A 14,654-nucleotide genomic window follows, 5' to 3' on the forward strand; every position below is an offset into this window, starting at 1 on the left:
CGCCGCGGCGCGCCCCATCTCGGCCACCGTCGGCTCGGCCGGGGTCGGCTTGGCCGGCGCGGTCTTCGCAGGGGCCGCCGGAGCGGCATTCGCGGCGTGGGCCGCGGGCTGCGCCGCCGCGGGCTTCGCGGCAGCGGGAGCGGCGGGGGCCGCGGCGGCCGGCTTGGCCTCGGCGGGCTTCGCGGCCGGGGCGGCGGGCTTGGCCTCCGCCGGTCCCGCCGCGGCGGGCTTGGCCGGGGCCGCCGGGGCGGCGCTCGCGGCTACTCCCTGTGGTGGCTTGGCCACCGCGGAGCCGGTGTCCTGACCCGGCTTGTAGTCGGCGAAGAAGTCCCACCAGGCTCGGTCGACCGAGTTCGGGTCCTGGAGGTACTGCTGGTAGATCTCGTCGACGAGCCACTCATTGGGGCCGAAGGCAGCGGCAGGGTTACTCCCCTGCCCGTCCTGTTCATCGGTCGAGACGCTCGAGGTGTTGGGGGACTGTGGCGACACGGCGGCAACCGCCCTCTTCCGCTTCCTAAAGGTGGTGGACAGCGGGAATAAAGGCTACGCCTCTTCGACCCTTACGTGCAGGTCGCACTGGTCATCGTCGCGCAAGTCACATTGATTGGCGGGTTTCAGCGCATGACGCACCGGGAAACACACGGGGTTTCGTGCGTTTCCTCCGGTGCGGGGCAGCGCAGACGTGCACCCCTGCCGCTCGTATGTGCGCGACAGGATCGACTTTACTTCAGCTTTGATCTCTGGGGGTGCCTTGTTTGGGTTCCGGGGCGGGTCCGGGGAGGCTGACCTTGATCCGGCAGCCGCGCGGGGACTCCGCCACCCCTATCCGCCCGCCGTGCAGATCCACCGCCCAGCGCGCGATCGCCAGCCCCAGACCGGTGCCGCCGTCGCTGCCCGGCCCCGGCCCCGGCCGCCGCCGGCCGTCCACCGAGCCGTCCGGGGAGAGCCCGCCCCGGTTGAACCGCTCGAAGACCCGGTGCCGCTCCGCCTCCGGGATGCCGGGGCCCTCGTCCAGCACCTCCAGCTCCAGGCTCTCCGGGCCGTCACCGCGCCGGGCGCGCACGGTCACCCGGCCGTGTGCCGGGCTGTGCTTCACCGCGTTGTCGATGAGGTTCGCCATCACCTGGTGCAGCCGCTCGGCATCGGCGTGGGCGGTCAGCTCGGGCGGCGAGACGTCCAGGTTGAGATGGACGTCCTTACGGGTGTGCGCGCCCGAATGGGACTCCGCCCCCTTGGCCATGCTCGCTTCCTTGAGGATCCCGGCCAGATACGGCCAGACCTCGAACCGCCGCGTGTACAGCGGCACCACCCCGTTGTCGAGGCGGGAGAGGTCGAGCAGCTGGTCCACCAGGCGGCCCAGGCGCTGGGTCTGCTTCAGCGCGACCCGCATGGTCTCCGGATCGGCGTCCGAGACCCCGTCCACCACGTTCTCCAGGACCGCCCGCAGCGCCGCGATCGGGGTGCGCAGCTCATGCGAGACGTTGGCCACCAGCTCCTTGCGGTGGGTGTCCACCGCCTCCAGGTCGGCCGCCATCCGGTTGAACGCGGACGCCAGGTCGCCGAACTCGTCCCCGCGCTGCGCCGCCCGCACCCGCCGGGTGTAGTCGCCGTTGGCCATCGCCCGGGTGACCTCGGTCATCTCGTCCAGCGGGGCCGTGAGCCCGTTCGCCACGAACTGGGTGATCAGCAGCGAGGCGATGATCGAGAAGATGGTGATGACGCGCAGCTCGGTGTCGGAGTGCATCGCCGCGAAGACGAGCAGCGTGGTGATGATCACCGAGCCGACGACCAGCGCCCCCAGCGCCGCCTTGACCGAGCGGTACGGATCGAAGGGGCGCAGCGCCTCCCAGATCCGGGCCCAGGTGGCGCGGGACCACGCCCGCCGGCCCGTGGGGGCTCCGGGCAGCCGGCAGACCTTGGGGACCCCGCGTGCCCAGAGCTTGGGAGCCCGGTCCGCCCAGGCCTGGGGAGCCCCGCGCGCCCAGCCCCGGCGTACCCACGCCCTGGGATCCGCGCCTGCCCGGACCTTGGGGATCCTGCGTGCCCAGCGGGCCTTCGTCATGCCGCCGGGGTCTCCAGGGCGTAGCCCACGCCGTGCACCGTACGGATCCGCTCCGCGCCGATCTTCCGGCGCAGCGCCTTGATGTGGCTGTCCACGGTGCGGGTGCCCGAGGCGTCCGCCCAGTCCCACACCTCGGCCAGCAGCTGCTCGCGCGAGAGCACCGCGCGCGGGGTGTTGGCCAGACAGACCAGCAGATCGAACTCGGTCGGGGTGAGGTGCACATCCGAGCCGCGCACCCGCACCCGGCGCTGGGCGTGGTCGATCTCCAGCTCGCCCAGGCGCAGGATCCCGCTGCGCGGAGTGTGCGCGGCCAGCGCCGCCCGCTCCACCCGCCGCAGCAGTACATGCACCCGCGCGGCCAGTTCGCGCATGGAGAACGGCTTGGTCATGTAGTCGTCGGCGCCGACCCCGAGCCCCACCAGCATGTCGGTCTCGTCGTCGCGCGCGGTCAGCATGAGCACGGGCACCGGCCGCCGGGCCTGCACCCGTCGGCAGACCTCCAGACCGTCGAAGCCCGGCAGCATCACGTCGAGGACGAGCAGATCGGGCTGCCACGCCTCGGCCGTGTCGACCGCCGCCGGACCGTCTCCCGCCGTCTGGACCTGGAACCCCTCGGCGCGCAGCCGGGCCGCGATGGCGTCCACTATGGTCGGATCGTCCTCGACGACGAGGACCCGGCGCTGTGCGCCAGGGGTGGTCGTGGCGGTCCCGTTGTGACCGTTTTGAGTCTGCTCCATACGCCCGCCCCTGCGTCTTCCGGTGAAACCCGCGGCTCGCGCCTGGTCATCGCTCAGCCGCGTTTGGTAGGCAAGCAAGCGTAAAGCCAGCGTACGCGGCTTTGCTACGCGCCCCGAACCGCGAGATGCACGACGTCGGGAACACCCCGGGCAACGGCGACCTCTTCCGTACGCACCTGTGTGAACCCGGCATTCCGGAGAGATTCCTCGAACGCGGGCGACGGCTGCGCCGACCATACGGCCAGCACCCCGCCCGGCGCGAGACGCGCCGCGCAGGCCGCGAGTCCGGTGGGGGAGTAGAGGCCGTCGTTGTCCTCGGTGACGGTCCAGCCGGGGCCGTTGTCGATGTCCAGGCACAGCGCGTCATAGGTCCGCGGGCCCGTTCGCAGCCACTCGACCAGATCGGCGTGGACGACCTCGGTGCGCGGATCGGCCAGTGCCCCGGCGGTCACGGCAGCCAGGGGTCCCGCGCGGTGCCAGTCGATCACCGCGGCCTCCCGCTCGACCACCGCGATCCGCCCCCAGCGGGGCTCCGCCACCGCCTCGACCAGCGAAAACCCGACGCCGAGCCCGCCGATGAGCAGCGCGGGGGAGAGGCGGTCGGCGGGCAGCGCGTCGAGGGCGGCACGGATGAGCAGCCGCTCGGAGCGGCCGTCGGAGGTGTCCATGAGGAAGCAGCCGTTGGCGATGATCTCGAAGACGGCGTCGGCCGACGGTCCCCCGCCACCGCGCCGCCGCAGCACCACCTCGCCGTACGGGCCCTCCCGGCGGTCGACGGTCACCGGCCGGTCGTCGGCGGCGGCGTGGAGGTCGTACGGCGGCTGCGGCTGCATGGGTGTGGGGTCCTCCCGGGTGGTTCCTGACCCCGCCATCCTCGCGCCGTCCCGGCCGGCTGGTCCAACGGATTCACGGTGGCCCGGGGCCGTGCGGTGGCGTGGTGTGGCGTCGTCCATGTCACAGCTGGAGGCGCCGTGACATGACTCACGGCGTCCTGGTTGTTGTCGCGGTCGTGGCGGATGAGCGGGGAGCAGGGGGAGCGGCGGTGGGAGTGGGGAAGGGGCGCGGGCGTTGACGACATCGGTAAGGACGACATCGGTAAGAGGGACGGATGCGTCGGCCGTTCCGGGCGCGCGGGTGGCGGACGGCGGTGACCCGGACGGCCTCCGGGCCGTCGCCCCGGCCGGTCCATCCGCCCGCCCGGCCGATGCGCGCCGGGTGGCGGGCTGCGGCTGGCCCTCGGCTGTCGGGGCCAGTACGCCGCGGGTGCCGAGCGTCGGGCGGGGGCACGGGCGCCGCACGACGGCGTTGGCGCGTTCGCTGCCGCGCGCGCTCCGCACCGTGCCGTTCACCCTCGGCTATACGGTCGTCCTGCTCGGCACCGGACTCTACGCCCGCCTCGGCGACCCCGGCACCGTGCGCGATCTCCTCGCGGGCTCCAGTACCGATGTGTTCCACCTCTCCCAGCGGCCGCTGCTGACGCTGCTGGTCAGCGCGTTGTGGGCGGTGGGCGGGATCACCTCGCCGTATCTGGCCGCCTTCCCCCTGGTGCTCGGCGCGCTGGAGCGGCGGCTCGGCGGGGTGCGCACCGCCGGGGTGTTCCTGCTCGGGCATGTGCTGGCGACGCTGCTCACCGAGGTCCCGGTGGCCGTCTCCGTGGCCGCCGGGCATCTCCCGGACAGCTCGCTGCGCCGCCTCGACTACGGGGTGAGCTACGGGCTGATCGCCTGCGCCGCCGCGCTCGCCGGACTGCTGTCGCCCCGGCGCCGGTGGGCGCTGCTCGGCGGGATCGGCCTCGCGCTCACCGCCGGGATCCTTGTCGACTTCGATCCGCTCACCGGCTGGGGCCATGGCTTCGCCCTGCTGCTCGGCGTTCTCACCTGGCCGTACGTCCGGCGAAAGGCCAGGTGGCGCCCGCGGCCACGGCGAAACGACGATGCCTCGCCCGGCTTCGCTCACAGCGAACGAGCCTCCGGGAACACCGGAACCCCCTCCGCGCATTGAGTGGGCATTGACTTATTGAGTCCTCATGACTCAACTTGCCTGCCGAAGGGGAGATCATGGCTTCGCTGTCCACACCGCTCACCCTGCCCGTACTGCCTCTCGATGACGAGGTGGTGCTTCCCGGCATGGTGGTGCCGCTGGACCTTTCCGATACCGAGGTACGCGCCGCGGTGGAGGCCGCCCAGGCCGCCGCCCGCTCCAGTGGCAGCGGAGGCGGCAAGCCGAAGGTGCTGCTGGTGCCGCGCGTCGACGGCACTTACGCCGGTATCGGCACGCTCGGCACCGTCGAGCAGGTGGGCCGGCTCTCCGACGGAGACCCCGGCGCGCTGATCCGCGGTGTGCGCCGTGTCCGCATCGGGGCCGGGACCACCGGACCCGGGGCGGCCCTGTGGGTGGAGGGGACCACGGTCGAGGAGATCGTGCCCGATCCGCTGCCCGGTGCCGTCACCGAACTGATCAAGGAGTACAAGGCGCTGGCCACCAGCTGGCTGCGCAAGCGCGGCGCCTGGCAGGTCGTGGACCGGGTGCAGCAGATCGACGATGTCTCGCAGCTCGCCGACAACTCCGGCTACTCGCCCTTCCTGTCCGTGGCCCAGCGCGTCGAGCTGCTGGAGACCACCGACCCGGTGGCCCGGCTGAAGCTGGCCGTCACCTGGCTGAGCGACCACATCGCCGAGCAGGACGTGGCCGAGTCGATCGCCAAGGACGTCCAGGAGGGCGTCGACAAGCAGCAGCGCGAGTTCCTGCTGCGGCGCCAGCTCGAAGCCGTCCGTAAGGAGCTCGCCGAGCTCAACGGCGATCCCGAGGACGAGTCCGACGACTACCGCGCCCGGGTGGAGGCCGCCGATCTGCCCGAAAAGGTCCGCGAGGCGGCCCTCAAGGAGGTCGACAAGCTGGAGCGGTCCAGTGACCAGAGCCCCGAGGGCAGCTGGATCCGCACCTGGCTGGACACCGTCCTGGAGCTGCCCTGGAACGAGCGCACCGAGGACGCGTACGACATCCAGGGCGCCAAGGCCGTGCTCGACGCCGACCACGCGGGCCTGGAGGACGTCAAGGAGCGGATCACCGAGTACCTGGCGGTGCGCAAGCGCCGCGCCGACCGGGGCCTCGGCGTCGTCGGCGGCCGCCGCGGCGGCGCGGTGCTGGCCCTGGTGGGCCCGCCCGGCGTCGGCAAGACCAGCCTGGGCGAGAGCGTCGCCCGCGCGATGGGGCGGAAGTTCGTCCGGGTCGCGCTCGGCGGCGTCCGCGACGAGGCGGAGATCCGCGGCCACCGGCGCACCTACGTGGGCGCGCTGCCCGGCCGGGTCGTCCGGGCCATCAAGGAGGCGGGCTCGATGAACCCCGTCGTCCTCCTGGACGAGATCGACAAGGTGGGCTCCGACTTCCGCGGCGACCCGGCCGCGGCCCTGCTCGAGGTCCTGGACCCGGCGCAGAACCACACCTTCCGCGACCACTACCTGGAGGTCGAACTCGACCTGAGCGACGTGGTCTTCCTCGCCACCGCCAACGTCCTGGAGGCCATCCCGGAGGCGCTCCTGGACCGGATGGAGCTGGTGCGCCTGGACGGCTACACCGAGGACGAGAAGGTCACGATCGCCCGTGACCACCTGCTGCCGCGCCAGCTGGAGCGGGCCGGTCTGGAGCCGGGCGAGGTCACGGTGACCGACGAGGCGCTGCGCAAGCTGGCGGGCGAGTACACCCGCGAGGCGGGCGTACGGACCCTGGAGCGGTCCATCGCCCGGCTGCTGCGCAAGGTGGCGGCCCAGCACGAGCTCGACGAGCGCGAACTGCCCTTCACCGTGGGCGTGGAGGAGCTGCGCCCGCTGGTCGGCCGCCCGCACCACACCCCCGAGTCGGCCCAGGACCCGGCCGAGCGCCGCACCGCCGTCCCCGGCGTGGCGACCGGGCTCGCGGTCACCGGCGCGGGCGGTGACGTGCTGTTCGTGGAGGCGTCGCTGGCCGACCCGGAGACGGGCGGCGCGGGGCTGAGCCTCACCGGTCAGCTCGGCGACGTCATGAAGGAGTCCGCCCAGATCGCGCTCTCCTTCCTGCGCTCGCACGGCGCGGAGCTGGAGCTGCCGGTCGGCGACCTGAAGGAGCGCGGCGTCCACCTCCACGTCCCGGCGGGCGCGGTGCCCAAGGACGGCCCGAGCGCGGGCGTCACCATGACCACCGCGCTGGCCTCGCTGCTCTCCGGCCGCCAGGTGCGCCCGGACGTGGCGATGACCGGCGAGGTGTCCCTGACCGGGCGGGTGCTGCCCGTCGGCGGCGTCAAGCAGAAGCTGCTGGCGGCGCACCGGGCCGGGGTGACCACCGTGATCATCCCCAAGCGCAATGAGCCCGACCTGGACGACGTCCCCGCCGAGGTCCTGGACAAGCTCGACGTCCACCCGGTCTCCGACGTCCGCCGGGTGCTGGAGCTGGCCCTCGAGCCCGCCCACGCGGCGACCTCCGAGGTTCCGGTAGCGGCGTGAGATTGAGGCAGACAGGTCTGTCTGGTAGCTTCGACAGCGAACCAGACAGACCTGTCTGTTCGCATGCCGTATCGTCCTCGGAGGAACTCCGTGCGCACCCTGCTCGTCCTCGCCCACCCCGATCTCGCCGCGTCCCGGGTCAACGCCGCCCTCGCCGAGGCGGCCCGGCCGGTGGAGAACGTCACGCTCCACGACCTCTACGCCACCTATCCCGATCTGCGGATCGACGTCGAGCGTGAACAGCGGCTGCTGCTGCAGCACGACCGGATCGTGCTGCAGTTCCCCTTCTACTGGTATGCGACGCCGCCGCTGCTGAAGAAGTGGCTGGACGAGGTGTTCCTGTACGGCTTCGCCTATGGCAGCGGCGGCACCTCGCTGCGCGGCAAGTCGCTGCTGATCGCCACCTCGACGGGCAGCACCGAGGAGCAGTACGGGCCGGGTGGGACCCACCCCTACCCGGTCGTCGATCTGCTCAACGGCTTCGAGGCCACGGCCAACATCACCGGGATGCGTTACGAGGAGCCGTTCATCGTGCACGGCACCCATGGGCTCGACGACGCTCAGCTCGCCGCGTACCAGGACCGCTATCGCGAGCTGCTGGCCTCCGGCGTGCTGCGGGAGCGCGCGCTGACCGCGGCCTGACGACCCGGGCGCGAGACACGAGAAGGGCCCGGCCGCTCACCTCGCGGCCGGGTCCTTCCGCGTACGCAGGGGGCGCGCTTCCGCGTACGCAAGGGGCTGCCCTTCCGCGTGCGTAAGGGGCTGCCCTTCCGCGTGCGTAAGGGGTGCTACGCCCGCACCGGGCACGCCTGCGCGACCAGCGCCCGCGCCGCCTCCCGGGCGGCCTCCGTGAATTCCGGCCTCGGCTCCAGTGCCGCCGCGGCCATCACCCCGTCCACGAGTACGGAGATCTGCGTGCCGAGCCGCTCGGGGTCGGCGGCCCCGGCCTCCCGGGCCAGCTCGGTCAGCCAGGCCCGTACGTCGCGCTTGTGCTCGACCGTCGCGGCGTGGGTGGCGGTGCCCGGCTCGGTCTCACCGGCGGTCCTGATGAACGCGCAGCCGCGGAAGCCGTCGCGCTCGGTCGCCGAGTCCAGCGCGTCGAAGAGGCCGATGAGCCGGTCCCGGGGGTCGGCTCCGGCCGCCTCGGCGGCCTCCCGCAGCGCCCCGCCCCAGCGCTCGTCCGAGCCGCGCAGATAGGCCAGCACCAGATCGTCCTTGGTGCGGAAGTGGGAGTAGAGCGTCGCCTTCGCCACGCCCGACTCGGCGATGATCCGGTCCACTCCGACCCCGCGCACCCCATGGGCGTTGAACAGCGCGGTGGCGGTGGACAGGATCCGCTCATGGGCGGAGGGGCGGGCGCTGCTCATGATCAAGCTCCTTGACGCGGACACACGGGCCGAGGGGGGCGACCGAGGCCGTGGAGCGACCGGGGCCGTAGAACGACCGACGCCCTCCAGCGTACAGACAGACCTGTCCGTACGCCGGAGGGCGGGACGCGCCGAATGCGGCCGACGCGCCAGGTGTGGGGGGTGACGCGATGCGGGGCTCAGCCGTTGGCGAGCGCCTGCAGCCGGTCCATGGCGCCGTTGAACTTGTTGTGGTCGCCGACCGTCGGGCCCGACGAGGTGTACTGCCAGATGGTGTGGAATCCCCAGCCCGCCGGAAGCTCGCCGACGGACGAACCGTAGCGCGGAATCCACAGCGGGTTGACGCCACCGAAGGCGGCGGAGTTGCCCGTGCAGGTCTTCCACCAGCTGGTGGAGGTGTAGATCACCGGATCGCGGCCGGTGCGCGACTTGTAGGTGCTGCTGAAGGACTTGATCCAGTTGACCATCGCACTGGCGCTCAGCCCGTAGCAGGTCGCGCCGTAGGGGTTGTACTCCATGTCGAGTGCGCCCGGCAGGGTCTTGCCGTCCTTGGACCAGCCGCCGCCGTGGTCGACGAAGTAGTTGGCCTGTGCGGCACCGGTCGAGTTGTTCGGCAGGGCGAAGTGGTACGCGCCACGGATCATGCCGACGTCGAACGAGCCGTTGTACTGCTGGGCGAAGTACGGGTTGGTGTAGCTGGTGCCCTCGGTCGCCTTGACATAGGCGAACCGGACTCCGCTGCTCCACAGCGTCGACCAGCTGACATTGCCCTGGTGGCTGCTGACGTCCACGCCCTCGACGGTGGCGAGCAGCCCCGTCGGCGCCTCACCGGTCGTGGATCCGCCCTCGTGCTTGGCTATCTGGGAACCCGCCCAGTCGTCCTCGGGATGGGGGATGGCCTTGTCGCCCTGCCCCTGAGCGGCGAACGCCGAACCGGGCAGTGCGATGGTCATGGCGAGGAGCGCGGCGAGAATGCCGATCAGCGCACTGAGGGCGCGTCGGACCGAACCAGGTCTGTGCACAGGCATGGCGTTGCCTCCGAAACCTCGGTGGGGGGAGAGGGGCGTCCGATTGGAATGACCATGTCAGGAGTTGACGCTACGGGCGTAGATAGGCCGACGGAAGGGGGAGAGTGTGATGCCGTTGGTCTAATCCTGCGAAATACTGGTGGAGCTGCGGTAACAGCCGCGCGTGGTAGAAACTTTCACGAAGTGAAAACCCGGAGAGGGCTCTGACGTGCACAACAACGGGGCGTTGCCCCCTGAGCGGGGTGAGGGGGGCACCGTGGGCGGCATTGGCGTGGACCATGCATTCCTGGCTCTGGAGCGCGAATTGGCTGTTTTCCTCCGCAGAGCCCGTGCCGCTTCGGGGGAATTGGCCCGGGAAGTCCACCCGGAGCTCGAATCCGCCGCCTATGGACTGCTGATGCGGCTGGAGGACGCCGGTCCGCAGCGCGCCACCGAGCTCGCGGGCTTCGTGGGCGTCGGTAAGGCCACGATGAGCCGTCAGCTCCGGGCTCTCGAGGGGCTCGGCTTGGTGACGCGGACGCCCGATCCGGCCGACGGCCGGGCCTTCCTGGTGGAGTTGACCGAGGAGGGCCGCAGCCGCTTCCGTGCCGTGCGGGGCGCGCGACGGGCGCGGTATGCGCGCCGCCTCGCCGCGTGGGAGCGCAGCGAGGTCGCCGAACTCGCCAGGCTGCTGCACCGGTTGAACGCGGAGCAGGAGGCCGACGACCGCGGTCAGGCGGCGCGCGCGGCGCAGGAGTAGGGCGCTCATACACGTCAGGATCGGCGACCCGCGCGCATCCGGCGACGCGGACGTGGCAACCGCGCTACCCGCCCCGTAGGACACGGTCCCCGCGGTCAGGGCTCCACGAAGACCACGGCGGCGTCGTCATGGTTCTTGCCCCGGGGGAAGGCCGTACGGTCCGGGTCGGCGTGCTCGGCCGCCCGCACCCGGTCGATCAGCGCCTGCGGGCCCTCCTTGCGCAGCAGCGCGAAGCAGTCGGTCCAGTCGCCCTCGCCGAACCTCTCCACCCAGCGCGACGCCCCGTCGGTGAGCGCCGCCAGCGCCCGCACCTCACCGCGCGGGAACTCCCCGGTGACCGCCTTACGGGAGACGGCGGGGTCGGCGGCGGCGGTGAAGAACCCGCCCGCCACGTTGCGCAGCGGGGCGAGCCGCCGGCCCTCGGCCCGCAGCCGGTCGATGCGGTCGTCCAGGACCGGGGTCACTCCCTCATGGGTCCGCTCGATGAGCAACACCGAGTCGGACAGCACCAGATGCTCGATTCGCTCGGCGTTCCAGCGCGCCGCGACGACGGTCGCCTGGGGCGTAAGCGGGTGAGAAAGGTCACATGTTGAACTATGGGCGGCGGCGGTCCGGGCGATCGCCTCGGAGAGGCACTGTGTCAGTGGCATATCCCGTCGCGAACCGGACAGTTCGAGCAGCGATCCGCCGAGCCGTGCGGTGAACCAGTCCACGCTGTGGACGCATCCGTCCCCTCCCTCGGGCGGGGTCACCCCGTCCAGCACCACGAGCGCACCGCCGCTCCCCGAGGCCGGGAGGGCTACCGAGGCGTAGTCCTCGTTGGGGTATTGCTGATCGCCGGGGGCGGTCGCGAGTTCGATGCGCATTCCCTCAGTCTGCCGGACCCTTGTCGATCACCACGGCGGCGAGGGCCGGACCGGGCGTTGGTCCGTACCAAATCCGGCACCGGTTTCTCCGCCGCCTGATTGGGGCGGGATTGACACTTCTGGGAAGCTGCGGGTGGGCATCTTGTCAGGGCGCCGAGGTCTTTACCAATCCGCGCAAGGTGGTGGGAAGGTATGGTCGCGAGCCAAAGTTGGTGGTCAACTACGCAATACGGTTCACTCGTTCGGGTGGCCGGGCAGGTGATGTATGCCCGCCCCAGACCCGTCCTGAAAGGGTCGGAATCCCTACCAGAGGTGGGGAAACACAATTGTTGATCCGTCGTCACCTCTGGTTCACGTCAGCGGTCGGGCGAGAATGGATTGTGAGCACCGGTGCGGAAGAAGCGGCTTCGGGGCACCACGCGCGATGCGGTCGGCGAGCCACGTCAGGATGAGGCGGCGCCGCGACGGCGCACCGTACGCGTCCGTCGTCGGCTCACCACGTCCGTCGCCCTCGTCTCCGTCGCCGTCCTGGGAGCCGGAACGCCCGCCGTCCTGCTCGCCCTCGACGACACCACCGACGCCCAGCACCTCGTCGACCTCGCGGGGACCAACCGCGGCGCGGTGACCCTCGCCCACGCCCTCGCCGACGAGCGCGACGCCATGACCCGCTATGTCGCCGACGGCCGCACATCCGCCTCCGGCCGCGGGGTCTCCGAGGAGATGCGCGCCCGGGTCGACCGCCGGGTCCGGGAGGTGCGCGGGGACGTCCCGGCCTCCATCCGGCGGCGCCTCGACGCCCTTCCCGAGCTGCGCCAGGAGGCGCTGACCGGCAAGGGCTCGGCCATCGATGTCTTCACCGCCTACACCCGCACCGTCCAGGCGCTGAACGGGATCACCGACACCCTCACCCGCCGGCTCCCGGCCGACGCCGAGTCCGGCGGCACCGCCGCGCTGGCCCCGCTCGGCCGCGCGGTGGAGGAGGCGTCCGCCACCCGCGGACTGCTGCTGGCCGCGCTCGACGCGGGCGGCGGCCAGCCCACGCTGGTCTCGGCCGCGCAGCGGACCAACGTCCGCGAGCAGTCGGCGCTCGACGACTTCGAGCAACTCGCCCCCGCCGCCATGCGCGAGGCCTACCAGCGCACCGTCAGCGGCACCGAGATCGGCTCCGCCGAGCGCTACCTCGCCCGGCTCACCGACCAGAGCCGCCTCGCCGGCAATGACTTCTTCCTCCAGAAGGACCGCGTCGAGGCCGCCCTGAACGCCCGGATCGACCAGATGCGCGGCGCGCAGTCCTCGCTGGCCTCCGCCGAGGCCGCCCAGCTCGCCCGGGTGCGGGACGACGAGGTCACCGACCTGGAGCTGCGCATCGGCATCGTCGGCGCCGCCCTGCTGGTCGCCCTCGGCGCCGGAGTGCACAGCGCCCGCTCGATGACCCGGCCGCTGGCCGCGCTCCGGCTCGGCGCCCGGCGGGTCGCGGCCGATCCGGCGGCCGAGGAGCCGGTGGAGTTCAAGGGCCGCGACGACGAGTTCGCGGACGCCGTACGGGCCGTCAACGAACTGCACGCCAAGGCCGCGCAGACGTACGAGCGGGTCGCCGAGCTCGAGCGCGAGCGCACCCGGCTCGTCGGCGAGCGGCAGCGGATGGCCGATGAGCGGGACGGACTGCGCGCCGAGCGGGACGCGGTCACCACCCGGCTGGAGGGGCTGCGGGCCCGGGTCCACGGCAGCTTCGTCAGCCTCGCGCTGCGCTCGCTGGGCCTGATCGAGCGCCAGCTCGCCATCATCGAGTCCCTGGAGGAGCGGGAGCAGGACCCCGACCGCCTCGAGACGCTCTTCCAGCTCGACCACCTGGCCACCGGGATGCGCCGCTACGGCGAGAACCTCCTGGTGATCGCGGGCTCCGAGCAGAAGGCCACCCATCCGGGGCCGGTGCCGCTGCTGGATGTGCTGCGCGCCTCGATCAGCGAGGTCGAGCGGTACGACCGGGTGCAGATCCAGGCGCTGCCGCCGCACGCCCAGGTCGCGGGGTTCGCCGCGGACAGCGTCAGCCACCTGATCGCCGAGCTCCTGGAGAACGCGACATCGTTTTCTCCGCCGGACGCCGCGGTCCAGATCTCCGGCTGGTTACTGGAGACCGGCGAGGTCATGCTGTCCGTCCAGGACGAGGGCATCGGCATGACGCCCGAGCGCTTCATCGAGCTGAACAACCGGCTCGCCGACCCGGTGCCCGAGTACTGCCAGGGCCCCCAGCCGGAGGACCCGCTGGGCCTCGGGCTGTATGTGGTGACCCGGCTGGCCGCGCGCCACGGCATCCGCGTACAGCTGCGCGAGCAGCAGCCGGGCGGGGTGGCGGCCGTGGTGGTCCTCCCGACGAAGATCCTCCCCTCCGGTCCGCCCGGCGCCGGGCTGCCGCCCGCCCCGCCGGTGGGCGCGACGTTCGGCGCCACCGGACCGTCCTCCTTCCTGGGCTTCCCGGGCTCGGAGGCCGAGGCGAACTCCAACGCGCTGCCGGGGCAGGCCCGTTCGGTCGCGCGCGGCCAAGAGGGTGTGGCGGGGGGCGTGGCGGGGGCCGATGCCGAGCCGCCGGCCGAGGCGGTCGCGCCGGTCGCCCCGGTCGCTCTGCCCGTTCCGCCCGCGGAGCCGGACCCGGCGCCCTGGGCCGCCGAGCCGGAGCCCGAGGACGAGCCCCGTCCTGAGCCCGGGCCCGTCGACGCCGCCGCCGAACCGGAGCCGAGCGCCCCCTGGGCCGTCCCCGGTGAGCAGTGGGGGCGGACCGGGGACACCGGCCGCGACTACCCCATGGACCCCACGCCGCCGCGCGGCCATCCGGCCCCGGAAAGCACCGGTGCGCTGCCCGCCCTGCCCAAGCGCGTCCCCAAGTTGGCCCAGGCCGACGGACAGGACGGCACCCGGTCCGGCGCGGACGACCAGGCCCCGGCACCGCAGGCCGAGGAGCCGGAGGTCCCGGAGGTCCCGGACGTCGAGCAGACGATGGAGCTGACGCTCCGCCGCCTGCGCGAGAGCCAAGGGGCCCCCGAGGACCGCGGCGGCCGCTCGGACCGTACGGATCCCGACGGCCGCGAAAGCCGCGGGGACCGCGAGGACCGTCAGGGTCGCGATGGACGCGATGGACTCGACGGACGCGACGGACGTGAGGACGCCGCGGACCGCGCGGACGCCGACGGCCGCGACGACTACGCGGACCTCGCCGACTACATGGACCGCGAGTGGTACTTGGGCGGCCACGGCATACGCCCGGTCGGCGCGGACGCCTGGGGCCCGGCCAACGGCGGCCCGGCGCGCCCCGGCGCCCCGGCGGCGGGCGGTGGCCCGGCGGACCGCGCCCCGGCGGGGGAGCTCCGGGCCGCCGGGCCCGGGCC

General features: G+C 72.6%; 11 protein-coding genes and 1 pseudogene. 5 read left to right on the top strand and 7 right to left on the bottom strand.

All coding sequences use genetic code 11. The features are described 5' to 3' along the window. The 4 genes and pseudogenes from kgd to ACFXB5_RS47260 all read right to left on the bottom strand — a co-directional run. Window positions 1-489 (bottom strand): annotated as a pseudogene (gene kgd, locus ACFXB5_RS47245) (multifunctional oxoglutarate decarboxylase/oxoglutarate dehydrogenase thiamine pyrophosphate-binding subunit/dihydrolipoyllysine-residue succinyltransferase subunit); the annotation flags it as partial. 238 nt (window positions 490-727) lie between these two features. Further along, on the bottom strand, window positions 728-2,062 hold the full coding sequence (locus ACFXB5_RS47250) for an ATP-binding protein (RefSeq protein WP_385220533.1): 1,335 nt from the start codon (window positions 2,060-2,062) through the stop codon (window positions 728-730). Then, window positions 2,059-2,799 (bottom strand): response regulator transcription factor, encoded by a 741-nt coding sequence (locus tag ACFXB5_RS47255; RefSeq protein WP_385220535.1) that lies wholly within the window; start codon window positions 2,797-2,799, stop codon window positions 2,059-2,061. Before ACFXB5_RS47255 ends, ACFXB5_RS47250 begins: the two co-directional genes overlap by 4 nt. A 104-nt stretch (window positions 2,800-2,903) precedes the next feature. Then, window positions 2,904-3,632: a spermidine synthase gene (locus ACFXB5_RS47260; protein ID WP_385220538.1), complete on the bottom strand. Its 729-nt coding sequence runs from the start codon at window positions 3,630-3,632 to the stop codon at window positions 2,904-2,906. A gap of 235 nt (window positions 3,633-3,867) precedes the next feature. On the opposite strand from ACFXB5_RS47260, the gene ACFXB5_RS47265 reads away from it, so the two are divergent. From ACFXB5_RS47265 to ACFXB5_RS47275, 3 genes are all read left to right on the top strand, one after another. Beyond that, complete coding sequence (locus ACFXB5_RS47265) at window positions 3,868-4,800, top strand: rhomboid-like protein (RefSeq protein WP_385220540.1); 933 nt, start codon at window positions 3,868-3,870, stop codon at window positions 4,798-4,800. A gap of 56 nt (window positions 4,801-4,856) precedes the next feature. After that, a complete protein-coding gene (gene lon, locus ACFXB5_RS47270; RefSeq protein ID WP_385220542.1) occupies window positions 4,857-7,274 on the top strand; it encodes an endopeptidase La in 2,418 nt (805 codons plus the stop codon). A gap of 90 nt (window positions 7,275-7,364) precedes the next feature. Beyond that, window positions 7,365-7,916, top strand: coding sequence for an NAD(P)H-dependent oxidoreductase (locus ACFXB5_RS47275; protein ID WP_385220545.1), 552 nt, complete (start codon window positions 7,365-7,367; stop codon window positions 7,914-7,916). Window positions 7,917-8,062: 146 nt separating this feature from the next. On the opposite strand, the gene ACFXB5_RS47280 is transcribed toward ACFXB5_RS47275, so the two are convergent. Together ACFXB5_RS47280 and ACFXB5_RS47285 are read right to left on the bottom strand one after the other, a co-directional pair. Beyond that, window positions 8,063-8,641, bottom strand: a complete 579-nt coding sequence (locus tag ACFXB5_RS47280; protein ID WP_385220548.1) for a TetR/AcrR family transcriptional regulator — start codon at window positions 8,639-8,641, stop codon at window positions 8,063-8,065. A gap of 179 nt (window positions 8,642-8,820) precedes the next feature. Then, window positions 8,821-9,669, bottom strand: coding sequence for a lysozyme (locus ACFXB5_RS47285; RefSeq protein ID WP_385220551.1), 849 nt, complete (start codon window positions 9,667-9,669; stop codon window positions 8,821-8,823). A gap of 208 nt (window positions 9,670-9,877) precedes the next feature. On the opposite strand from ACFXB5_RS47285, the gene ACFXB5_RS47290 reads away from it, so the two are divergent. Then, a complete protein-coding gene (locus ACFXB5_RS47290) occupies window positions 9,878-10,408 on the top strand; it encodes a MarR family winged helix-turn-helix transcriptional regulator (RefSeq protein WP_385220554.1) in 531 nt (176 codons plus the stop codon). A 95-nt stretch (window positions 10,409-10,503) separates the two neighbouring features. Here the strand turns inward: ACFXB5_RS47290 and ACFXB5_RS47295 are convergent, their stop codons facing one another. Beyond that, complete coding sequence (locus ACFXB5_RS47295) at window positions 10,504-11,274, bottom strand: hypothetical protein (RefSeq protein WP_385220557.1); 771 nt, start codon at window positions 11,272-11,274, stop codon at window positions 10,504-10,506. A 390-nt stretch (window positions 11,275-11,664) separates the two neighbouring features. On the opposite strand from ACFXB5_RS47295, the gene ACFXB5_RS47300 reads away from it, so the two are divergent. Then, window positions 11,665-14,654: nitrate- and nitrite sensing domain-containing protein (locus tag ACFXB5_RS47300; protein ID WP_385220559.1), on the top strand; the 2,990-nt coding region annotated here is incomplete at its 3' end.

It is taken from the genome of Streptomyces sp. NPDC059455 (assembly GCF_042750115.1).
Lineage (GTDB): Bacteria > Actinomycetota > Actinomycetes > Streptomycetales > Streptomycetaceae > Streptomyces > Streptomyces endocoffeicus.